Raw genomic sequence first — 19,830 nt, 5'->3', positions numbered from 1 at the left:
CTATGGAACATCAGACGCCGTTACCTAACGTCGATGATTATCTTTTCGGACGTGGACTTACGCTCGCGGACTATTACATTGAACAGACCCCCGTGTCTGAAATGCTTTGTTATCGAGACGCAAACGGACGTGATTTCGATCTGCAGATTAATGATGCGCAACTCGCCGCAGCGGTGTTGACACGACTGAAGGGCCTGGGCGTGCGAATCGTAAGGCTGGGTGGTGTTGAATCAATTGAAACTACTGATGCCGGCGCACGCCAGCAATTTGAATCGCGAACAGCAGCAGAAATCACGCAGGCTTACATCGGCCAGCAGCCCTTTGCTGTGAAGGCGGCGCCTTCGTTAAAGGGGCAGGTCGCCTGGTTAATCTCGTTGTTTCAAGACATGCACGCGCAAGGTCGACCGATAGTGGCGGGTCAACGCATTCAGTTGGGATTCTCCATGCTTACGGTTGGCCAGTCTCCGGACGGCACGCTAACGTTATGGGAACCTGATTTTGAGCGCAACCCTTTCGTGGATTTGCGTGAAGGTGTGGACGTGACTTTGGCATTGTTGTCTCAGCAAACCGGATTTATACGGCGCGCCAATTGTGCTTCGGCAGAGATTTCGTTCCAGGACAAGATCGTGCTGGCTCGCGGAGCGCTTCAGGCGCCATCCATTTATTTGGAAAGAAGTGCTCCGAATCCGGAAAAGCATGATTCTGGATGGTTTATAGGCATTCGTAATAGCAATGCTGAATTTGAATTGGAGGCGATTTACGCGTTCCAGCTAATTCAACTTCGTCCGGCTTTGTTGGAGGTGCTGGCACTTCCTGCTGGCTTCATGGTTTTTATTGAAGGCAACCAGATCATGGATGTCGCCAATGAACACAATCAAGCGATTGAGATTTTGCCGGCTCCCATTGCAGCCGGCGTTTCCAAGTGAGGTAGTGTGAGCGTGGATCTGATTGACGCATTTATCGAACTCCGCCAGGACGGCAAAGAGATCGTTCCAGGAATGACCTTCCAGACGCTCAGCCAACTCGGCTGGGCACCGAGCAAAATTGTTAGGGTGTCTTGGCTGGCTGGCCAAAGGCAGTTAGCGCTGGATTACCCAGATGGCGTATTGGCCAAAGTTTTGCCAGGCAGGGGGCATGTCGCGGTAATTCCACAGATTGGTGGTGCCGCTGGTTCTCCAAAACTGACTGTCATGGATGCGCAAGGACGGGAATGTTATGTTTTGGGAAGCGCTCAGGAAATCGCTGGCGTTATGAGGTACGGCAGCTTCCTTTGGTTTGAACCCTCTGATACGGATCCGGAACATCGATTCGGAGTTGTGTTTGAGACGGCTGATCAGCAGTTCCTGCTTGAGCTAGAGATAAATAGCGGAGCGGTCAAAGTGGTGCGAGAACTACGTTGATGCTTGGTCAGCGATATGTGTAATCGAAAGGCGCTGATATGAATTGACCAGTTGTTGCGCGCCGCGCTTTCATCGTATCGTGAACCAAATTATCGTCGAGCGATTTTGGCAAGATTGGCGGCGTTTTACCACGTTGACGTCGTAGCATTTTCCCTGGCCGGCCACGCTTGGATCGTATCGCCTGCCGCTTTGGCGTCGTAGCGTCAGTGAAAAAGTATGGGGACGCGAAGTCCCTCTGGCGCTACGACGTACGCGGCTGGCCGCCCTCATCTTCGATGTGTTCCCGCTGCGTGATGAAGTCGGGAAGATGCCCTACGCCTTGCCCCCGCCGCGCGCTTGCTGCTGCTTGAGCAGTGCTTCGTGCGAACGCCAATGCGGTTGCTGCAGCGCCATGTTGACATGGGTGACGGTGCAGATACGCTGACTATTCCGGCAAGCCTCCACCAGACTGGCATAACACAGGTTGCGCGCCAATCGCAGATTGCCTGTAAGCGCTCAACGCGACCACATATGAAAGTTGGCAAGGCCTGGTCAAACTTCGGTTTTCACTTTGGAGAACCGGATGGCAAATCAAGAACGAGAGCAGCGGTGGTTGGAGCGTATCGCGTTATGGCGTGAGAGCGGCATGTCGCAGCGGGCCTTTGCGCAGAAGCATGGCTACCCTATCCGCCAAGTCGGCTACTGGGTTCGGCGTTTGAGTCGTAGCGAGCCAGCGGTAGCGGCCTTGGTGCCTGTTGTGATTAAGGCGGAAGTTAGCGCACCGGCATTGATCTTGCGCGGACCGCATAGCTGGTCCGTCGAGTTCCAGCAGGCGCCTCGGCAGCTTGGGTGGCCGATCTGCTGCGCGGTCTGTAATGCAGCTGCAGGCAACGACAGTTTGGCTTGCAACCCAGCCAGTAGACATTCGCGCTGGGGGCGATCGCCTGTCACTGCATGTGCAGCAAGCGCTGGGCCGCCCACCATGCGATGGCACAGCCTACGTGTTCAGCAACCGGCGCCACACTCGCCTGAAGGTCGTGTGCTGGGACGGCAATGGCGTGTGGATGTGCGTGCGCCGCCTGCATCGCGGCCAGTGTTGCGCGCCGCGCTTTCATCGTATCGCGAGCCAAATTATCGTCGAGCGATTTCGGCGAGATTGGCGGCGTTTTTCCACTTTGACGTCGTAGAATTTTCCCTGCCTGGCCACGCTTAGATCGTATCGTCTGCCGTTTTGGTGTCGTAGCTGCGCTGAAAAAAAAGGGGACCCGAAGTTCCCCGCGCTACGATATGCGCGGCTGGCCCCCATCATCTTCAATGGATTCCCGCTGCGTGATGGCGCCGGCAGGATGCGCTACGCTTTCTCCCCGCTGCGCGCTTGCTGCTGCTTGAGTAACGCTTCGTGCGAGCGCCAGTGCGGTTGCTGCAGCGCTGCGTTGACGTGGGTGACTGTGCAAATACGCTGTCGATCCATGCAAGCGGCCACCAGGCTGGCGTAGCACAGATTGCGTGCCAACCTCAGGTTGCCTTGTACTGCGCGCAATACGACGTTCAGCGCCGCCTCGTCGAAGGTGTTGGCGCCCAGTCCGACCGCCGCCAGTTCGGCCACGATGAACGCGGCCAGCTGTTCGTCATTGAGCGGCAGCAGCTGCTTTGAATAACTGATGCGGCTCTTGATGTCTTCGTTGCACATCAGCGAGAGACGATGCAGCAGCTCCGGCTGGCCAAGCAACACCAGGTTATGCTTGCTCGGGAATCGCTCGAACAACAGGCGCAGCTTGCGCAAAATAAGCACATCGAGCAAGTGCGCATCGTCGATCACGAGGTACAGGTTCTTCTGCGATTGTACATGGCGCCAGGCCGCCTGCACCAGCTCCTTTTCAATGTCCTTGGGCGCGGCTTTGATCTGCAGCGATTCACCCAACTGCTTGAGGATCGGAAGATAGGTATGCATGGTTTGGGTGAAGCTGGCCACCACGCAATCACGTGCCTTGCCTAGTTGTTCCAGGTGCTGGCGGATAACGGATTTGCCGACGCCGGGATCGCCGACTACGACGCAGAAGCCGCCATGCTGGGCATGGATCTGCACCATCTCCAGCGCTTCGCTTTGTTGCGGCAGCAGGGGCGGATCCTTGCGGTAGAAGGGTTCCTGCGTCAGGCCGAATGTGGACTTGATCATGTGCGCTCTCCCGTTGCCGCCGGCATGCGAAGGCGTGCATTGGCGTGCAGGTCGAGCGCATTGGCTTGGCCCATGCGCTGGCCGGCGAAGTAGACGATGAAGCTGTCGCGCCGCTGGCGGTCATAACGCACTTGCACCGCCTTGCCACGCAGGTCGACCGGGCATTCGTAGCGTTGCGAATTGATCGAGAAGACATTGGTCTTGCTGACCTTGCGTTCCTCTTCGACATAAAACACCTCGGCCGAAAAGGCGTCGTCGGCCAGGAAGGTGATGCGGTTGCGGTCCAGGTTGAAACGGTCGACGGGCGCCATCTGGATGCCGCTGTGGAATTGCGCGTTGTATTCCTGCTCCACCCACTGGTGAGTCAGGCGGTTAAGTTCTTCCAGCGAAGCGAAGTGGGTATGCAAAGTCAGGAAGCGGTCGCGAAAACCCCGGAAGAAACGTTCGATCTTGCCCTTGGCGGCGCCGTCGCGGATGGGCGCGTGCGACAGGTGGATGTCGAGCCGCAGGCAGGCTTGGGCGATTTCGCGGGCGCTGTAGTTGCTGCCGTAATCGAAGTAGAGGCGCTGCGGCTTGCCGCGCTTGTACAAGGCAGAACGGAAGGCCTGCACCATATTCTCCGTATTGTCGCGGTAAAAGAACTCGGCGTGCGTAATGACGCGCGAGGCGTCGTCGAGGAAGGCGATCAGGAAGGTTTTTTTCCACTGGCCGTCGGCCTGTTTGATGCTGGGGCCGTGCAGCGTGTCGGCTTGCCACAACTCATTGGCGAACTGCATGGCGAAGGAGAGGCGCTGCTTGTGCATGGTTGGTTCATCGAGCAGCTGGTTTTTGCGCAGCATGCGGTAAAAGGTGGTGGGCGCCAGCTGCGAGCGCGTGAACAGGTTGCGCTGCAGGAGCACGCGGTATAGCACGCTCTTGGGCAGAAAAACGGCGGTATCGTTGGCCGGCCGGATGGGCTTGATTGCCGGCGAAGGTGCGGAAGCCGCCGCAGCGGCAAACGCCCTGCGCTCGGCGGTTGGGGAGGCTGGCGCGGCTGATGCTGTTGTTGCAGGACGTGGCGCGGTTGGCAATGCCAACGGTGCGCGCGCCGCTGCGGGCGAAGTCGCAGGTGAGACCGGGGCTGTACGCACAGCTGCATCGGAAGCCAGGTCGGGCGCCGTAGGTGAGGCCGCCACAACCCGTGGGCGCCTCAACGGCGAGCCGAATCCGGCAACCGCGATCACTGGCGATGCCAGCGCCGCAAGCCGCGCAAACATTGCGGACCGCGCAGCACCACGCAATCCGTGGGAGCAGACTGAGGTGACAGGAGGGAAGGTCGCCGAGGCTGTACCGGGACGCGCCGCGTCGGAGATGCCAAAGGTAGCCAATGGCAGTGGCGTGGCGGCGGATGCGCCTGCTGTAGTGCGCAATGCCCTGGGTGAAGTTCGTGCAGGCTCCAATGCGGCAAAGGTAGAGCGTGAGGTGCCGCGCGCCGAGCAAGGCCCCGCTCCACGCGCACCAGAGCCGTATCGTCCGCCAGTGCAGGAGCCGACGCCGGCATCTGCGCCAAGCACGCCGGCACCGCGCGGTGCTGAGGTGCATGCGCCACAAGCGCCGCAGGCTCCACGTTCAACTCCGACGGCAGGCAATGCGCCGCAGAAGTTCGAGCTGTCCATGAAGGAGCACAACCGCGCACTGCAGGATGCCGGCCTGAATCGGGCAGAACGCCGAGCTGTCATGAACGGTGAAGCTTCCGCCGCCGAACTTGGGAGTCTCGAAAACCGGCCGGCCGGTGATGGTCAATGGCGTGGACGTGCGTAACCTGCGCCGTGCCTGCTTCGTGGCCGGTACGCCTGTGGAAACCCGCGACGGGTTGCGCGCGATCGACCGCCTGGCCATTGGCGACCAAGTTCTGTCGCGTCACGAGGAGACGGGTGAGATTGCCTATCGTACCGTGGTCCGTACGATCGTCATCGAGGACAAGCAGATTTATCGTCTGGTCGTAGCGGACGAGGCAGGCAACCGCGAAACGATCCGCACCACCGATGAACACCCGTTCTGGATCGCAGGCCATGGCTGGGTACGTGCAGCCGATCTGCGTGAAGGCGATCCATTGCTGACGCCGTCCGGCGAACATCGCGTGGTGGTGTCGCTGGTGGAAGAAGAAGGGCTGGAAACCGTCCACAACATTGAAGTTGACGAGTTCCACACCTACTTCGTTGGTGAGTTGCGCATCTTCGTTCACAATGCCGACTGCGGTGAAGTGGAAATTGTGCAGAACACACGACGCCGTGTAGCCGCGGAAGGTCCGACACGTCCGGTTGTGCCTGGGGATGCAGCGCGAGTAGTCTTCGATCCAATGGGCGGCGACAAATTCCGCGCATTGCAGACTGCCGCGGAACGTCGAGAGTTCTTGACAGAGTACGCACGGCAGATCCGAGGTCAGGAAGATGCTTTGAATAGCTTGACAGTTGATCAATTCATGAAAGCACGAGATTCCTTCGATAAGCTGGGACGCAATCCGAATGCGAAACGGGCGCAGAAACAGTTCACGAAAGATTTTGAGCGGGAGGTTAAGCAAAGTATTGCTGAGCGTATGAGGCGCGAAAATCCGCAACTCAGCGATGATGCGATAGACAAAATGGCGGCGCAACAGGCAACGGCAGCTCGTAAAGGCCTCGCAGCATTACATGAGCCGGATAACGTCGCAGGAGGTTATACTTCGGCCGACCCAACTCGTATGGGAAATGCTAATGTCAACTCGTCGATCGGTCCTTCTTGGAACAGCCGCGTTGAAGCTTTGGATTCTTGGGCTGCCAAGGCAAAAGAGGCCGGCTATGGCGGTCACCAAATGAACGTACGCCTGTTCCTAGAAACAGGGCTGATTAATAATGGCCGAATTTAAAGGATGCAAATGAAAAGAGAATATTCCGCTTTCTTGGCGGCCTCCGGCCGCGGAGCGCAATATGCGACTGTTCCTGACCAGATATTGGAGAAGTACCGTGGGATATTGCCAGATTCGTTGCTTGAAATTTGGCAAAGCCAAGGCTGGTGCTCGTATGGCGGAGGTATGTTCTGGACTGTCAATCCAGAAGAATATGGGTGGTTAGTCGATGGCTGGATAAAGCCGCTGAACGAGCTGCCTGAGGACCGCTATTTCATAATTGCGCGTTCGGCTTTCGGCGAGTTCTTTTGCGCGCGGGAGAATGGTCCGCGAGTAATCACGATATGTTGCCCAATTGCCGCCGTGATGGCCCGTAGCTCGGCACTTGCCTCAGGCAACATGGAGGATGCAATTGACATGTTTTTCGGTGGGATGCGTCTGGAAGACTTTGATTTCGATGACGACGACGATAATCCAATGTTTGAAGCTGCTCGGGGCGCGCTTGGAGTACTGGGACCAGACGAGGTATACGGCTTTGTGCCGGTACTTCCTCTGGGCGGCGAAGCAAATGTTGCGAACTTGCAGAAGTTGAAGCTTGGAGTTCATATTGACATTATCAAACAGTTTGCAGGCGTACAATTGATGACGGACTAAGCTAAGGAGAGTTGAGAATCTCGAATAGGATGCAAACGGATTTGACAGTTGGAAGAAGTGTAAAGCGCGAAGTCCTTTGTTCCGAACACCGGGTCTGCGGACGCTGAGTTGTGCTGTCTGCTGTCCACGATCGCAGACAAGTACCTGCGTCTGCGCCAGGGAGCAATCGGCGCAGCAAGCTCAACTTTCAACGGCGACTTCACAATAGCGGTTGCTCATGCGGCGCAAGTCGTGCTTGCTGCACCATTTGCGGATATTGAGGCTCAATCTGTTCAATGTGATGGCGGCGAGTCAGCCGTCTTCCGCACCTCTGCCTATCAGCGCGGGCCTGCTGTCGACCTCATAATCATCTGCTGGTCAACGGTATCTATCCCACTGCCCAGTCGTACAACTCCAGGTTTGCCGAGGGCGAGCGGCCCTTCGCCTTGCGGCCAGCGATGCGCACGATGTTTCTGTGCCATCAAGTGCTATTACATGCAGGAGGATAGCTTGAGCAAAATCCGCTTGGTTCAGAACGTGTGCACATGCCGAGCTTTTATCCCCTGCGCCTGACTGCGACCATTGAACTTCCGAAAATTCTAGCAGCGAGCAGATGAAGGAATGGAAGATGAAACAGTATGAAAAGGTATTGGGCGGGCTTGGCATGCCGGAGGAATTGATTGCGCTAGCAACGGGCAGGCTCCAACTGCCTAATGGAATAAACGAACAGCCTGCACGGTGCTACGGCTTTCCGCCGGCACTCATTCCGTTTTGGAGTGCGCCAGATGCGATGATTTACACGGGCTACTGGAGTCACTGGTTCGCTGATCGTGACGCCAGCTTTGTCAAGATGTACGTCAAGTTGGGCTACGTGGTATCTGAAATAGCGCGGACCTGCGAACAGTTCAAAGCATACGAAGTCTTGAATGAGCTTGTATTCGCGGATGAATCCACCCCGGAAGTTGCCGACTTTGCAGCCAAACTAGGGGTTGATTTAGGCCAGATTGAACAATTTGCCGAAACTCATGGCGACGACCCAACACAGTTATATTTGCTGCCAGAATTTGCAGTACGCACGCCACTGGAAAGCTGTTCTGGGTCGAAAGGTTATGACGGTGGTTTTCCAACCGTTAGCAACGCCAATGGTTCTGCTAATAAACAGGCGTCCTCTTTTGAGTTAAATGAAACCACCGCGCGTGCGTTTCTGGCCAGTCCTGATTGTCCCCCATGGTTGAAGACTACGGACAAACAGCACTTATTCCAGACCTATTTGAGTGCGGGAGACCTGACATCGGCGTGGTTCACGTTAAATTCAAGCGGCTGGAACTTTGCCGCTGCTCGGGCCGCATTGACGAAATTGGCGCACCACTCGGAAGTCGACAATTTTCACGCAATGGTCGAGGCATGGCTGTCCTTGCCGCACGAACAATATGGCGTTGGCTATTAGTAGTGGACAAAAATGGTACTTGGAAGCTCGTGACGATTGAGAGTACAGGAGGAAAATTGTGGCATTTCAGGCTGACCCGGAACTGTTGAACCAGACGGTGCAGGCGCTCGCCGATAGCGCGCCGCCGGATTGGAGAGTGATTACTTTCTATTTTGAGTTCTTAGAGGATGAGCAACTCGGGCTGAGAAATAAGTGCACTGCGAGGGCGTTGGGCGGCGAAAATTTCGATATCCACCTGGATAGCTACGACCTCGGCAACACGATTCAGACATACGATACGGTCAAGGCCCTATATCAAGAGGCTGTCCAGCATGGCGAGAAATGGACGGGCGTACGCTTGACAGTCCTGTGGAACGGGCGCTTCAGGTTCCGCTTCTTTTATGGTCAAACACCTCTTCTGGGCGGCGACCGTGAAACGGTGCTGCAGATTATGTCCGAAGGCTTGAACGAATTATGCAAGCCTGACATCGGACGAATTGTGAATCCAGAAATGACTCCAACAGTCGACGAAATTTACCAGCAGATCAAATCTCATCATCTGTTCAAGGTAATCCGTGGCGAGGAAGGCGTGTTTCGCACGCCGTCCTACATTAATGCCGACTTGCTGCCGACCGATCACAACGAGTTGCTGGTCAAGGCGATTTATCCGATCGCCGAGAAGTACAACGTCAAGTTTGCAGAGCGCGAACTTGACTTGGCCTTGCGCGTCGCCGCAAGTGATGCGCTGGGCGTTTTCTGCGCCATCCAGTGCTACTACATGCAAGTGGTGAACGAGGAAGACGGCTTAAGCAATATTCGGTTGAACCGGGCGGATTTGCCGCAGTATTTGACGGCGCGCTATTTCGCTTTGGTGGAAGACCTCAAGAAATTGAACCTGAGCGGCAATGATGCGCCCGATTATGCGCAAAAGAGTGCCCTGAGCTACCTGAGGATCCTGGTGGAGCAGTATGGCGTGAAGGCCACCGCATAGGCGTTAGCGCAAGTGAGCACAGCCAGCGCAGGGGAGCGGCACCTTGCGCTCTTCGAGGATGCTGCGCAGCGCGGCGATTGACTCGAAGCGGCTGGCGTCCTTGATGAAGCAGCATGGCATCTCGCCGCCGCTCAGGTCGTAGTAGCGCATGCCGTCATTCTCCAGAAGGTGGCAACGGTACTCGGTCGGTTGGCGGTGCAGCTGGATGCGCTGTGGGTAACGGCGGCTGTAGTCGTCCTTGCCCTGCAGCGGCTGAATCATGTGGCGCAAGCCGCGCTTGCGGCACCATTCGCGCACTGGCTGAACCGAGGCGGAAACGGCGACGGAGAAGATCGTGATGTCGAGTTTGCCGCGCAGGTTCTCGACAAACTCGATGACGCGTTCCAGGTTGTGGCGGCCGATGCTGGCCGCTTCGCAGGCATCCAGCGTGTCTATGCTGACGCCGATCTGGCGGAAGTCGGCCAGGAAGTGTTCGGGATATTTGTACGTGCCGTTGGTGATGGTGAACGGCTCGGCGCCGATGGTGCGCGCGTAGGCGGCCATGGCGAAGAAGTCGCGGTTCAGCGTTGGTTCGCCTTCGCCCTGCAGCGACAGGCGGCGTGGCACGCCGTAGCGCGCGACGTGCCTGTCGACGATGGCGCGGAAACGTTCCAGCGGCATGTCGCCTTGCGCCATGTCGCGTCCTGCGCAGTAAAAGCAGTCGAAGTTGCAGCGTGTGCTGACTTCGACTTGCACATCCATCATTGCTGGGCCGTGGCGTCCAGCGATTGCAGCAATTCCCTGCCGCGCTCGGCGTACAGGTTGCTGGAGGCGGCCGACTGCAGCAACACGTCCAGGTGGCGGCGCGCGTCTTGCGCCTTGCCCTGGCGCGCCTGGTGCAAGGCGCTGAAGTACAGGGCCGGCGGGTGCACCGGGTCGCGTTCCAGGATGGCATCCCACAGCACTTGCGCCTGTTCGGCCTGGCCGTCGTTGAAGTAGGCCATCGCCAGCTGGAACTGCTCGGTCGGCGCGTCCGGGTGCAGTGCCAGGTAGTGCTGGAACAGCTCCTGGGCGCGGCGCGGCAGGCCCAGCTGGGCGTATAGGCGGGCCGTCATGGCAATCGCTTCCGGTTCGGGGGCGTTGCCGGCCAGGACCAGCTTCAACTTTTCCAGTGCGAGGTCGAGCCGGTTGCTGTCGATGTGATGGCGGGCCAGGGCGACCAGTTCATCGGGCGCAAATACGGACAAATTGTTGCTGGACGTCATAGTGGCGAAAGAAAAGTTAAGTAATTTGAATGTCAACATGCTACCATACAATGTTTAATGTATTGCAGCATCTATTTCTAAAAAGGAAAAAGTATGTTCAGCAGCTGGAAGCGCTGCGGCTTGCTGGCCGTGGCTTTATCGATGTCGGCGTCTGCGCAAGCGGGCTTGTTGACGTTCGAAGACCAGGATCCTGGCGACTGGGTGGCGCCGCTGGAGGCGGGCTATGGCGGCTTTGAATGGGGCAATGACCCAGCCGTTGTTTTCAAGGACTACATCCAGTCCCGCGGCTACCAATTGGGCACGGTGGGCAATGTTGGCTTGATCGGCTGGGACGGCATTATTTCGTTCTCGCGTGCGACCAAGTTCAATTTCGACCGCGCTGCCATCACGGCCGCCTGGAGCATGGATGAGGATGTCCTGGTGCAAGGCTGGCGCAATGGCCAGCTGCTGTACACCAAGACCCTGCAGACCTCCTTCAACGGCCCTTACTACTTCGATTTCGGCTTCAAGGGCGTGGACGCGGTGAGCTTCCTGGGCACCGGCGGTATCGATGCCGGCTCGCAGGACGGCGCCGGGCCGCAACTGGTGCTTGACCAGATCCAGTGGAGCGTCGACCAGGTCGACCCGCCTGGCGACGTGCCGGAACCGGCGACGTTGCCGCTGATGGCCGGCGGTCTGGGCCTGCTGGCCCTGGCACGCCGCCGGCGTTCCTGATCAGTGCGTGCTGCGGCCGGTATAGGCCGACAGCATCACGTGCTGGCTGCTGTCGGTGCCGGCGCTTTGCTGGCGCTGTTCTTCCGGCAGCTTGTTCACATCGTCGATGATGCGCTGCATGTCGGCATTCAGGGCCGGGTTGTCCAGGTTCAGCTCAATGCCGCGCTGCAGGTAGCGCAGCGCATCGGCAAATTCATCCGCCAGCAGGTGGCGCAGGCCGCGGCCGAAGTGGAACAGGCATTTGCCTTCGTCCAGGTCGTCCAGCGCCACCAGCACGTCGTTGGCGCGCGGGCCGTCGCCTGAAGACAGGTACAGCAGGCCCAGCTGGAAGCGCGCGATGGCCAGTTCCGGATTGGCGGCAATGGCCGCTTCCATCGCGGTTGCGGCGCGGTCATACATGCGCAGCGAGGCGTAGCTGGCGCCCAGCATCAGCAACGCTTCGGCGCTGGCATCGGGGCGGCTGCCCGCTTCTTTCAGGTAGGCCAGCGAGGTGGCGGAATCGCCGTTACGGTCGGCTTCCAGCGACAGCTGGAGCAGCTCGGCCTGGTCAAGCATGGCGAGGGTGGGGTTGCTCATTTTCGTAATCCGTTCTCAGTGTTTCGGCGCGCGTTGCGCCACAAAAGTGGTCAGGTATTCCTGCAGGCTTGGGGCATCCGCCGTCGGGCGCTGTTGCAATGCGCGCGAGATCAGGCGGTCGGCCAGCTGGCCGTGGCCGTCCAGCTTGAGCAGGGCGGCCTTGGCGTAGACGGCGCCGAAGTTGGCCGGGTCGAGGCGGTTGGCCACGGTCACGGCCTGGCGCGCCTCATCCAGGCGGTTCAGGTGCACCAGCGCGGCAGCCAGGCCGCCGTGGGCTTCGGCGAAGCCGCGGTCGGCTTCCACGGCGCGGCGGAAACTCTGTTCCGCTTCGGCGTGGCGGCCGGTGGTCAGCTGGGCCCAGCCCAGCGCGACGATGGTGCCGGAATGCTCGGGCATGCAGGCTTCGGCTTTGGCCAGCGAGGCCAGCGCGTCGTCCTGTTCTTCGGTGTAGAGCTGGCTCAGGCCCTTGCCCAGCCAGGCGCGCCCGTTGTCCGGGCGCTGCGCCAGCACCGTGTCGAAGCTGGCGCGCGCGGTGGCGATGTCCTGGTCTTCCAGTGCCAGCGAACCGCGCACGGCGTTGGCTTCCACGCTGTCGGGCTGGACGGCCAGGGCCGCCTCGGCGGCGGCGCGCGCCTGTTCGCGGTCGCCCTGGTCGAAATAGAGCAGGGAAAGATAGGCCTGGCTGTCGGGCGATTCGGTCTGGGCATGCCATTGCCGGGCCGCTTGCAGCGCTTCATCCATCTGCCCGGTGTGGTGCAGGCAGTTGGCCAGGTAGCGCGCATTGGCCGGCACATCCAGGCCGCCCGCTGCGGCGGCGCTGAACTGCTGCGCCGCTTCCTCGAAGCGATCCTGGTAGAACAGGGCGATACCCAGGTTGTGCTGCAGCGCCGGTACCGGTTCGCCTTGCGCCAGCAAGCCCTGGAACAGCGCGGCCGCATCGCTGAAGCGGTGCTGCGACAGGTAGACGGCGGCGATGCGCGCGGTGGCGGCCGAGGCATCCGGCAGCAGGGCGGCGGCACGGCCATAGCTGGCCAGGGCGGCATCGAACTGGCCTGCCTGGTGCTGCAGGTCGCCCAGGTCGAGCAGCAGGCTGGTGTTGTCCGGATCGGCTTGCAGGAACGTGGTGAAGCGCTGGATCTTGGCGGTGAGGTCTGTTGCGGTCGACATGGTAAAGCTTGGCAAATTTAGCAATGCAAGATCATCCTACAATATGATGAACGTGTAAACAACGCAATATTTCTTTCAAAGATGAATGCAAACATCCTGTTCGCGTGGGAATTGGGCGAACACCTGGGCCATGTCTCGAAATTCCTGCCGCTGGCGCTGGCCTTGCGCGAACGCGGTTACCGTCCCGTGTTTGCGGTGCGCGACACCCATTCGGCTGAAGTGGTGCTGGGGCCGCACGGCATGCCTTGGCTGCAGGCGCCGGTGGCAATCGGCCAGGGCCCCGCCGCCGGGCCGGCCCTGAACTATGCCGACATCCTGCTGCGCTGCGGCTACGCCAGCCCGGTGCGCCTGGCGGGCATGCTGCGCGCCTGGCAGCAGATCTTCGAGCTGGTGCAGCCGGCGCTGACGGTGTTCGACCACAGCCCGACGGCGCTGCTGGCCAGCCGCGGGCGCGCCATGCGGCGCGTGCTGCTGTCGCCCGGCTTTTTCCTACCGCCGCGGCAGACGCCGTTCCCGTCCATCTTGCCGCAGGCGGTGGCGCAGGAAAATTTGCTGGCGTGCGACACGGCGGCACTGGCGGCGATCCAGGCGGCACAGGAGCGCATCGGCATGGCGCCGCTGGCGACGCTTCCTGAACTGTTCGACGCCGACTTGCGCTTGCTCGATACTTATCCCGAGCTGGACCATTTCGGCGCCCGGCCGGAAGAGGAATACTGCGGCGGCTTCTATCTCGATGAGGCCGGGGTGCCGGCCAGCTGGCCCGACCCCGGGCGGCCGCGCGTGTTCGCCTACCTGCGCCCGGGGCAGCGCGGCGTGGACCGCCTGCTCAGCCAGTTGCGCATGGCGCCTTGCGACGCGCTGATCTACGCGCCGGGGCTGACAGCGCAGCAGGCGGCGCGCTTTGCCAACAGCAATATACGCTTCACGCAAGAGCTGACGCAGCTGCGCAGCCTGGCCGGGCAGTGCGACCTGGCCATCCTGTATGCCAGCCATGCCACGATCTGCGCCTGCCTGGCGGCCGGGGTGCCGATGCTGCTGCTGCCGCAGCAGCCGGAGCAAGCCATGCTGGCGCGCCGCGTGGCTGAACTGGGCGTGGCCCGCGTCTACCAGGACGATGCGGCGCCGCTGGCCCAGGTAGAGGACGCCCTGGCCGATGCCGGCATGCGCGCGGCGGCCAAAGCGTGGCGTGGCAGCCACACACCGATGGCGGCGCCGGCACTGGCCGATCGTCTCTCGGCACTGCTACAAAACCCCTCAAATTAGTGACACTTTATAAGTTTCCATAAATAAAAACTCTACCATTTTCTGCAATTAGCATTTACATCATGATAGTATTGCCGACTTTCAATTGTTATATTGTTAGTTGCCGAGGTAACAGTGGATGTAAATGCAATTGCCGGCCTGGGCCTGCAGAACGATGTCCGGCAAATGGAGAGCATCAGCCAGAACCTGGCCAATGCCGTGACGCCCGGTTACAAGAAGCAGCTGGCGCTGGGCACCACCTTCCAGGCTCAACTGAGCCAGGCAGCACTGGCGCAGCCATTGCCGCTGACCCTGCCGTCCCTGCAAAGCAGCGTGATCGATGCAGGCGCCGGGCGCCTGCGCGCCACCGGCGACGCCCATGACGTCGCGGTCGACGGCACCGATTTCCTGGAGCTGGCCACGCCGGACGGCTCGGCCTACACCCGCCAGGGCAAGCTGCGGGTGGACGTCGACGGCCGCCTGGTCGGCGACCAGGGCCACCCGGTGGTCAGCAGCGCCGGTCCGCTCACCCTCAGCAACGCCCCCTTCACCATCGACGGCAACGGCGACGTGCAACAGGACGGCCGCGTGGTCGGCCGCCTGAAGCGGGTGCGCTTCGAGCAGGCTGGCCGCCTGCAGCCGCTGGGCGGCGGCATGTATGCGCTGGGCGGCGCCACGGTGGCCGACCCGAACAGCAGCGCGCCGGTCAAGCTGGGCTTCCAGGAAGCGTCCAACGTCGACACCACCACCGAGATGGTGCGCATGAGCATGACGGTGCGCCATTTCGAAGCCCTGGCGCGCGTAGTGCAGGGCTATGACGACAACCTGGAAAAGACCATCCGCAAGCTGGGAGATTTTTAAGCCATGAACGATTCGATGTACATCGCCGCCACCGGCATGCAGATGCAGCAGGCCAGCGTGGACACCATTGCCAACAACCTGGCCAACGTCGGCACGCCCGGCTTCAAGCGCTCGCGCGTGAGCTTCCAGGACCTGGTCTACCGCGACATGGGCGGTGCCCGCGCCGCCGCCAGCCAGGCCACCCAGGGCGCTGCGCCTTCGCTGTGGCAGGGCAGCGGGGTCGGCATGGCCGGCATCGTCAAGGCCTTTGCCGGCGGCGAGCTGAAACAGACCGGCCAGGCCCTCGATTTCGCCGTGCGCGGCGACGGCTTCTTCGAAGTGACGGCAGCCGACGGCACGCCGGCCTTTACCCGCGGCGGCAGCCTGGTGGTCGACAAGGAAGGCTACCTGGCCACCAGCGACGGTTACCAGCTGCGCCCGGCCATCCAGGTCGGCAACGACGCCAGCGAGCTGTCGGTGTCGGCCGCCGGCGTCGTGACGGCCAAGCTGGCCGGCCAGAGTTCGCCCAGCGAACTGGGCCGCATTGAACTGGCGCGCTTTGCCGACACCAGCGGCCTGCAGGCCATGGGCGGCAATATGTACCGGCCCAGCGCGGCTTCCGGCGACGCCATCTACGGCGCGGCCGGGGAAGGCGGCATGGGCACGGTGGCGCAGGGCTGGCTGGAAGGCTCCAACGTCAACCTGGTGGATGAAATGGTCAGCCTGATGGTGGCGCAGCGCGCCTATGAAAGCAGCGTCAAGGTGATCCAGGCGTCGGACGAGATGCTGGCCATGAGCAACAACCTGCGCAAATAAGCCATGCGTGCGCTGCTGTGTGCGGCCGCCCTCGCGTGGCTGCCGGCGGCGCAAGGCGCCGAATTGGCGCTGCGGGAAACGGTGATGGCCATGCAGCCGCGCCTGCACCTGGCCGATGTGGCCGAAGTCAGCGGCGAAGGCGCCGCGGCGCTGGCTAGCCTGGACCTGGGCAGCGCACCGCGCATCGGCTATGTGGCGCGCTGGACGCGCGCGCAATTGCAGGAACTGGTGCTGCGCCGGACCGGGCGCAGCGTGGAAGTGACAGGAGCGCAGCAGGTGCAGGTGCGCATGGCGTCGCGGCTGGTGGCTTCGGCCGAACAGCTGGCGCTGGCGACGCAGGCGGTGCAGGCCGCGTTCGGCGCCGACGCCAGCTTGCAGGCGACGCCGCTGCGCGTGCCGGCTGAAGTGGAAGCACCGCAGGACGCGCGCCTGGCCGTGCGGCCGCTGGCGGGACGCCCGCTGGCGCCGCGCTTTGAAGTGTGGCTGGACGTGCTGTGGCAGGACGCGGTGTACCGCTCGCTGCGGGTGGAACTGGCCCTGGAGCTGCCGCGCCAGCTGTATGTCGCGCGCCGCGACCTGGCTGCCGGCGAGGTGCTAGTGGCCGCCGATTTTGAAGCCCGCCCCGGCAACGCGGCACTGGCGGGCGGCCTGGCGGCGGACAGCTTGCCCAACGGCGCCCGTCTGCGCCAGCCGCTGCGCGCGGGGCAGGCGCTGGCGGCGAGCCAGCTGGCGCCGGCCGGTTTCCTGCGCCGCGGCGAACGGGCCGTGCTGCGCTGGCAGAGCGGCGCGCTGCAGCTGGAGCGCGAAGGCATCGCCCTGGGCGATGCGGCGCCGGGCGAGCCGGTGCAATTGAGGATGTCGGGCGGGGCCGTGTTGGCCGGCCGCCTGCAACAGGATGGAACGGTCCAGGCGGACCTGCAGTGAAGGAGAACATGTTGCGTGCAGTCTTAAAAGGGTTGATCTGGCTGGCCATGGCCGCCAGCCTGCCGGCCATGGCCGACAGCCTGTATCGCCCGCAAAACTACCAGCCCTTGACCTCGGACCTGCGTCCGCGCAAGGTGGGCGACCTGATCACGGTCATGGTCTATGAAAATTCCAGCGCCACCAGCAGCGCCGGCACCAATGCCGGCCGCAGCGCCCAGGTCGGGCTGGACGTGCGCACGCCGAACGGCCTGACGCACGGCGCCGCCATCCGCAGCCAGAACGACAGCGACGGCCATGGCACCACCCAGCGCGCCGGGCGCGTGCTGGCCCAGATCACGGTCGGCATCCGCGAGATCGCCGCCAACGGCGACTTGCTGGTGCAGGGCACGCAGCAGGTCGACATCAATAACGAGCGCCAGACCATCACGCTGGAGGGCCGGGTGCGCCAGCAGGACGTGTCCGACACCAATGTGGTGCTGTCGACCCGCGTGGCGGAAGCGCGCATCAGCTACGCCGGCCAGGGCGATATCTCCGAGCGCCAGCGCCCGGCCTGGTGGCAGCGCCTGTTGACCCTGTTCGGAGTGTGACGTGAAGAAGTGGAGCTGGATCCTGCTGCCGCTGGCAGCACTGGCGCTGAGCCTGCCGGCCGGCGCGCAACAGGTGCGTATCAAGGACCTGGGCAAGATGGAAGGCTGGCGCGAGAACCCGCTGTCCGGCTACGGCCTGGTGACCGGCCTGGCCGGCACCGGCGACTCGCCGCGCAACAAGGCCACCCGCCAGTCGATCGCCAATATGCTGGCGCGCTTCGACCTGCAAGTGGCGGCCGACGACGTGCAGAGCCGCAACGTGGCGGCCGTGATGGTGACAGCCTCGCTGTCGCCGTTCGGCCGTCCCGGCGACGCGCTGGACGTCACCGTCACCTCGCTGGGCGATGCGCGCAGCCTGGTGGGCGGCACCCTGATGCTGGCGCCGCTGAAAGGCGCCGACGGCCAGCTGTATGCGCTGGCGCAGGGCGCGCTGTCGGTGGGCGGCTACAAGTACGACATGAACGGCAATGTGATCCAGAAGAACCATCCGACGGTCGCTTCCATTCCCGGCGGCGCCACCATCGAGGCCGGCGTGCGCAGCACCATGCTGAGCGAGCGCAATACGGTGACCTTCGTGCTGGCCGAATCGGACTACACCACCGCCACCCGCGTGGCCGACGCCATCAATGCGCGCCTGGGCGCCGGCCTGGCGCAGGCCCAGGATGCCGCCGGCGTCGAAGTCAACGTGCCGCCCAGCCGCCGTACGCGCCTGGCCGATTTCCTGGCGGCGCTGGAAAACGTGACGGTGGAACCGGACCGCCGCGCGCGCGTGGTGATCAACGAACGCACCGGCACCCTGGTGGCCGGCGGCGACGTGCGCATCGACAAGGTGGCCGTCTCGCAGGGCGAGCTGAAGGTGTCGATCGTGACCGACAACACGGTGTCGCAGCCGCTGCTGGTGAGCCGCACCGGGCCGGACGTGCAGACGGTGGCCGTCAGCAACAGCCGCGTCGACGTGAAGGAGCAGGGCGGCACCGGCTACCTGGCGCCGCGCGCCACCACGGTGGCCGAGCTGGTGGACGCGCTGGCGCGCATGCACACCAATACCCGCGACATCATTTCCATCCTGCGCGCGGTGAAGGCCGCCGGCGCGCTGCACGCCGACCTGGTCGTGCAATAAACCCGAGGAAGCCCATGGTACCGATGATTGAAGAAAGCACTACCCGCCTGCTCGGCATGGCCCTGGACGCGGCCGTGATGCGCCAGCAGGCGATCGCGCAGAACATCGCCAACGCCAACACGCCGGGCTACCAGCGCATCGGCGTCAGCTTCGAAAGCCGCGTGGCCGGCCTGATGGACGCTGCCGGCCAGGTGCGTGCGCCGTCGCTGTCCGAGCTGGCCGCCTACCGTCCGCGCCTGGAAACGCTGGCGCCCAGCAATGCCAACCAGGAAGTGGCGCTGGACATGGAACTGGCGCAGCTGTCGCAGACCACGCTGCAGCACCAGGCCTTGCTGAAGGCCTTGAACAAACACCTGTCCGTGCTGGGCACGGCCATCAACGAAGGGAAACGCTAATGAGCTACCAGGCGGCATTTCAAATCAGCGCCACCGGCATGGCAGTGGAAAAGCTGCGGCTGGACCTGACCGCGGCCAACCTGGCCAACATGAACCAGGCCGCGCCGTCGGCGGCGGCAGCCTACCAGCCGCTGCGCCTGGTGAGCCAGGCGCGCCCGCTGGCCTTTGCCCAGCAGTTCGCCCTGGCCGGCGGCGGCGCCGAAGTCAAGGCCGTGGTGCCGCAGGCCGTGGCGCCGCGCCTGGTGTACGAACCGGGCCATCCCTATGCCGATGCCAAGGGCATGGTGGCCTATCCGGGCGTCGACCATACGGCGGAAATGTTGAACGTCAACCTGGCGCTGCGCAGCTACGAAGCCAACCTGGCGGCCTTCACCGCCGCCCGCACCATGGCCGCGCGCACGCTGGAAATCGGGGGCAACCAATGAGCATCGAAGCGATCGGCGCGATCGGCGCCGTGGATGCGGTCGAACCTGCGGCCCTGGGCGTGCCTGCCGCGCCGGTGGCGGCGCCCGGTTTCGCCGACTGGATCGCGCGTGAAGTGGGCCAGGTCGACGCCACGCTGGCGACGTCGGAAAACGACCTGCGCAGGCTGGCCACCGGCCAGGTGCAGAACCTGCACGAAGTGATGATCCACATGGAAGAAGCCAAGCTGTCCTTCCAGTTGCTGGCACAAGTACGTAACCGCTTGCTGGATGCATACCAGGAAGTGATGCGGATGCAAGTCTAGGAGTCGTAAG

Annotated in this window: 24 protein-coding genes and 1 pseudogene; 19 read left to right on the top strand and 6 right to left on the bottom strand. The window is 62.1% G+C overall.

Annotated elements, in window-relative coordinates:
* The first annotated feature begins 2 nt into the window (after positions 1-2).
* The 4 genes and pseudogenes from ACN9MY_RS29665 to tnpB all read left to right on the top strand — a co-directional run bounded on the left by ACN9MY_RS29665 (position 3) and on the right by tnpB (position 2,566).
* The gene (locus ACN9MY_RS29665; protein WP_426319513.1) at positions 3-926 is read left to right on the top strand and encodes an immunity protein Imm33 domain-containing protein; all 924 of its coding nucleotides are present in this window, start codon (positions 3-5) and stop codon (positions 924-926) included.
* Between the two features lie 12 nt (positions 927-938).
* Positions 939-1,400 carry a hypothetical protein gene (locus ACN9MY_RS29660; protein ID WP_426165682.1) on the top strand — a complete coding sequence of 154 codons (462 nt, stop codon included), beginning with the start codon at positions 939-941 and terminating at the stop codon, positions 1,398-1,400.
* 562 nt (positions 1,401-1,962) lie between these two features.
* Positions 1,963-2,190 (top strand): annotated as a pseudogene (tnpA, locus tag ACN9MY_RS29655) (IS66 family insertion sequence element accessory protein TnpA); the annotation flags it as partial.
* Positions 2,191-2,254: 64 nt separating this feature from the next.
* The gene (gene tnpB / locus ACN9MY_RS29650) at positions 2,255-2,566 is read left to right on the top strand and encodes an IS66 family insertion sequence element accessory protein TnpB (RefSeq protein ID WP_426165680.1); all 312 of its coding nucleotides are present in this window, start codon (positions 2,255-2,257) and stop codon (positions 2,564-2,566) included.
* A gap of 164 nt (positions 2,567-2,730) precedes the next feature.
* Here tnpB and ACN9MY_RS29645 read toward each other — a convergent pair whose 3' ends face one another.
* Together ACN9MY_RS29645 and ACN9MY_RS29640 are read right to left on the bottom strand one after the other, a co-directional pair.
* Complete coding sequence (locus ACN9MY_RS29645; RefSeq protein WP_426165678.1) at positions 2,731-3,555, bottom strand: ExeA family protein; 825 nt, start codon at positions 3,553-3,555, stop codon at positions 2,731-2,733.
* Complete coding sequence (locus tag ACN9MY_RS29640; protein ID WP_426336542.1) at positions 3,552-4,466, bottom strand: DDE-type integrase/transposase/recombinase; 915 nt, start codon at positions 4,464-4,466, stop codon at positions 3,552-3,554. Before ACN9MY_RS29640 ends, ACN9MY_RS29645 begins: the two co-directional genes overlap by 4 nt.
* Positions 4,467-4,506: 40 nt before the next feature.
* Between ACN9MY_RS29640 and ACN9MY_RS29635 the strand changes: the two genes are divergently transcribed.
* The 5 genes from ACN9MY_RS29635 to ACN9MY_RS29615 all read left to right on the top strand — a co-directional run bounded on the left by ACN9MY_RS29635 (position 4,507) and on the right by ACN9MY_RS29615 (position 9,468).
* Positions 4,507-5,355, top strand: a complete 849-nt coding sequence (locus ACN9MY_RS29635) for a hypothetical protein (protein WP_426319510.1) — start codon at positions 4,507-4,509, stop codon at positions 5,353-5,355.
* A complete protein-coding gene (locus ACN9MY_RS29630; protein ID WP_426319509.1) occupies positions 5,348-6,439 on the top strand; it encodes a polymorphic toxin type 15 domain-containing protein in 1,092 nt (363 codons plus the stop codon). The genes ACN9MY_RS29635 and ACN9MY_RS29630 overlap by 8 nt, the downstream gene beginning before the upstream one ends.
* Positions 6,440-6,448: 9 nt before the next feature.
* Entirely contained in the window at positions 6,449-7,072 is a 624-nt protein-coding gene (locus ACN9MY_RS29625) for a GAD-like domain-containing protein (RefSeq protein WP_426319508.1), read from the top strand.
* A 607-nt stretch (positions 7,073-7,679) separates the two neighbouring features.
* Positions 7,680-8,498 (top strand): hypothetical protein, encoded by an 819-nt coding sequence (locus ACN9MY_RS29620; RefSeq protein WP_426319507.1) that lies wholly within the window; start codon positions 7,680-7,682, stop codon positions 8,496-8,498.
* A gap of 58 nt (positions 8,499-8,556) precedes the next feature.
* Entirely contained in the window at positions 8,557-9,468 is a 912-nt protein-coding gene (locus tag ACN9MY_RS29615) for a hypothetical protein (protein WP_426319506.1), read from the top strand.
* 3 nt (positions 9,469-9,471) lie between these two features.
* On the opposite strand, the gene ACN9MY_RS29610 is transcribed toward ACN9MY_RS29615, so the two are convergent.
* Positions 9,472-10,212, bottom strand: coding sequence for a radical SAM protein (locus ACN9MY_RS29610; protein WP_426336541.1), 741 nt, complete (start codon positions 10,210-10,212; stop codon positions 9,472-9,474).
* Positions 10,209-10,694, bottom strand: coding sequence for a tetratricopeptide repeat protein (locus tag ACN9MY_RS29605; RefSeq protein WP_426319504.1), 486 nt, complete (start codon positions 10,692-10,694; stop codon positions 10,209-10,211). Before ACN9MY_RS29605 ends, ACN9MY_RS29610 begins: the two co-directional genes overlap by 4 nt.
* Before the next feature lie 111 nt (positions 10,695-10,805).
* Between ACN9MY_RS29605 and ACN9MY_RS29600 the strand changes: the two genes are divergently transcribed.
* Positions 10,806-11,426: a PEP-CTERM sorting domain-containing protein gene (locus ACN9MY_RS29600; RefSeq protein WP_426336540.1), complete on the top strand. Its 621-nt coding sequence runs from the start codon at positions 10,806-10,808 to the stop codon at positions 11,424-11,426.
* Here ACN9MY_RS29600 and ACN9MY_RS29595 read toward each other — a convergent pair whose 3' ends face one another.
* Positions 11,427-12,002, bottom strand: a complete 576-nt coding sequence (locus ACN9MY_RS29595; protein ID WP_426165660.1) for a tetratricopeptide repeat protein — start codon at positions 12,000-12,002, stop codon at positions 11,427-11,429.
* A gap of 15 nt (positions 12,003-12,017) precedes the next feature.
* Complete coding sequence (locus ACN9MY_RS29590; RefSeq protein ID WP_426165658.1) at positions 12,018-13,169, bottom strand: tetratricopeptide repeat protein; 1,152 nt, start codon at positions 13,167-13,169, stop codon at positions 12,018-12,020.
* A gap of 81 nt (positions 13,170-13,250) precedes the next feature.
* On the opposite strand from ACN9MY_RS29590, the gene ACN9MY_RS29585 reads away from it, so the two are divergent.
* From ACN9MY_RS29585 to fliE, 9 genes are all read left to right on the top strand, one after another.
* The gene (locus ACN9MY_RS29585) at positions 13,251-14,432 is read left to right on the top strand and encodes a glycosyltransferase (RefSeq protein WP_426336539.1); all 1,182 of its coding nucleotides are present in this window, start codon (positions 13,251-13,253) and stop codon (positions 14,430-14,432) included.
* A gap of 114 nt (positions 14,433-14,546) precedes the next feature.
* Positions 14,547-15,272, top strand: coding sequence for a flagellar hook-basal body protein (locus tag ACN9MY_RS29580; protein ID WP_426165654.1), 726 nt, complete (start codon positions 14,547-14,549; stop codon positions 15,270-15,272).
* 3 nt (positions 15,273-15,275) lie between these two features.
* Positions 15,276-16,067: a flagellar basal-body rod protein FlgG gene (gene flgG, locus ACN9MY_RS29575; protein ID WP_426165652.1), complete on the top strand. Its 792-nt coding sequence runs from the start codon at positions 15,276-15,278 to the stop codon at positions 16,065-16,067.
* Positions 16,068-16,070: 3 nt separating this feature from the next.
* A complete protein-coding gene (gene flgA, locus ACN9MY_RS29570) occupies positions 16,071-16,991 on the top strand; it encodes a flagellar basal body P-ring formation chaperone FlgA (RefSeq protein ID WP_426336538.1) in 921 nt (306 codons plus the stop codon).
* 8 nt (positions 16,992-16,999) lie between these two features.
* On the top strand, positions 17,000-17,578 hold the full coding sequence (locus ACN9MY_RS29565; RefSeq protein WP_426165648.1) for a flagellar basal body L-ring protein FlgH: 579 nt from the start codon (positions 17,000-17,002) through the stop codon (positions 17,576-17,578).
* Position 17,579: 1 nt separating this feature from the next.
* Positions 17,580-18,698, top strand: a complete 1,119-nt coding sequence (locus tag ACN9MY_RS29560; RefSeq protein ID WP_426165646.1) for a flagellar basal body P-ring protein FlgI — start codon at positions 17,580-17,582, stop codon at positions 18,696-18,698.
* A gap of 14 nt (positions 18,699-18,712) precedes the next feature.
* Positions 18,713-19,093: a flagellar basal body rod protein FlgB gene (locus tag ACN9MY_RS29555; RefSeq protein WP_426165644.1), complete on the top strand. Its 381-nt coding sequence runs from the start codon at positions 18,713-18,715 to the stop codon at positions 19,091-19,093.
* Positions 19,093-19,518 (top strand): flagellar basal body rod protein FlgC, encoded by a 426-nt coding sequence (gene flgC, locus ACN9MY_RS29550; RefSeq protein WP_426165642.1) that lies wholly within the window; start codon positions 19,093-19,095, stop codon positions 19,516-19,518. The genes ACN9MY_RS29555 and flgC overlap by 1 nt, the downstream gene beginning before the upstream one ends.
* Positions 19,515-19,820, top strand: a complete 306-nt coding sequence (fliE, locus tag ACN9MY_RS29545) for a flagellar hook-basal body complex protein FliE (protein WP_426165640.1) — start codon at positions 19,515-19,517, stop codon at positions 19,818-19,820. Before flgC ends, fliE begins: the two co-directional genes overlap by 4 nt.
* Positions 19,821-19,830 lie beyond the last annotated feature (10 nt).

Origin of the sequence: Pseudoduganella sp. R-31 (assembly GCF_049913235.1) — a bacterium.
Taxonomy (GTDB): domain Bacteria; phylum Pseudomonadota; class Gammaproteobacteria; order Burkholderiales; family Burkholderiaceae_D; genus Rugamonas.
The sequence above is the reverse complement of the archived record's forward strand: the minus strand, read 5'-3'. Positions and strand labels throughout refer to the sequence as shown.

Excerpts from the sequence above, each read along its gene's own strand:
- ACN9MY_RS29665 (WP_426319513.1), top strand. The coding sequence starts at position 3 with ATGGAACATCAGACGCCGTTACCTAACGTCGATGATTATCTTTTCGGA.
- tnpB (WP_426165680.1), top strand. The coding sequence starts at position 2,255 with ATGCAGCTGCAGGCAACGACAGTTTGGCTTGCAACCCAGCCAGTAGAC.
- ACN9MY_RS29645 (WP_426165678.1), bottom strand. The coding sequence starts at position 3,555 with ATGATCAAGTCCACATTCGGCCTGACGCAGGAACCCTTCTACCGCAAG.
- ACN9MY_RS29635 (WP_426319510.1), top strand. The coding sequence starts at position 4,507 with ATGGGCTTGATTGCCGGCGAAGGTGCGGAAGCCGCCGCAGCGGCAAAC.
- ACN9MY_RS29625 (WP_426319508.1), top strand. The coding sequence starts at position 6,449 with ATGAAAAGAGAATATTCCGCTTTCTTGGCGGCCTCCGGCCGCGGAGCG.
- ACN9MY_RS29620 (WP_426319507.1), top strand. The coding sequence starts at position 7,680 with ATGAAACAGTATGAAAAGGTATTGGGCGGGCTTGGCATGCCGGAGGAA.
- ACN9MY_RS29610 (WP_426336541.1), bottom strand. The coding sequence starts at position 10,212 with ATGATGGATGTGCAAGTCGAAGTCAGCACACGCTGCAACTTCGACTGC.
- ACN9MY_RS29600 (WP_426336540.1), top strand. The coding sequence starts at position 10,806 with ATGTTCAGCAGCTGGAAGCGCTGCGGCTTGCTGGCCGTGGCTTTATCG.
- ACN9MY_RS29595 (WP_426165660.1), bottom strand. The coding sequence starts at position 12,002 with ATGAGCAACCCCACCCTCGCCATGCTTGACCAGGCCGAGCTGCTCCAG.
- ACN9MY_RS29590 (WP_426165658.1), bottom strand. The coding sequence starts at position 13,169 with ATGTCGACCGCAACAGACCTCACCGCCAAGATCCAGCGCTTCACCACG.
- ACN9MY_RS29585 (WP_426336539.1), top strand. The coding sequence starts at position 13,251 with ATGAATGCAAACATCCTGTTCGCGTGGGAATTGGGCGAACACCTGGGC.
- flgG (WP_426165652.1), top strand. The coding sequence starts at position 15,276 with ATGAACGATTCGATGTACATCGCCGCCACCGGCATGCAGATGCAGCAG.
- flgA (WP_426336538.1), top strand. The coding sequence starts at position 16,071 with ATGCGTGCGCTGCTGTGTGCGGCCGCCCTCGCGTGGCTGCCGGCGGCG.
- ACN9MY_RS29565 (WP_426165648.1), top strand. The coding sequence starts at position 17,000 with ATGTTGCGTGCAGTCTTAAAAGGGTTGATCTGGCTGGCCATGGCCGCC.
- ACN9MY_RS29555 (WP_426165644.1), top strand. The coding sequence starts at position 18,713 with ATGGTACCGATGATTGAAGAAAGCACTACCCGCCTGCTCGGCATGGCC.
- flgC (WP_426165642.1), top strand. The coding sequence starts at position 19,093 with ATGAGCTACCAGGCGGCATTTCAAATCAGCGCCACCGGCATGGCAGTG.
- fliE (WP_426165640.1), top strand. The coding sequence starts at position 19,515 with ATGAGCATCGAAGCGATCGGCGCGATCGGCGCCGTGGATGCGGTCGAA.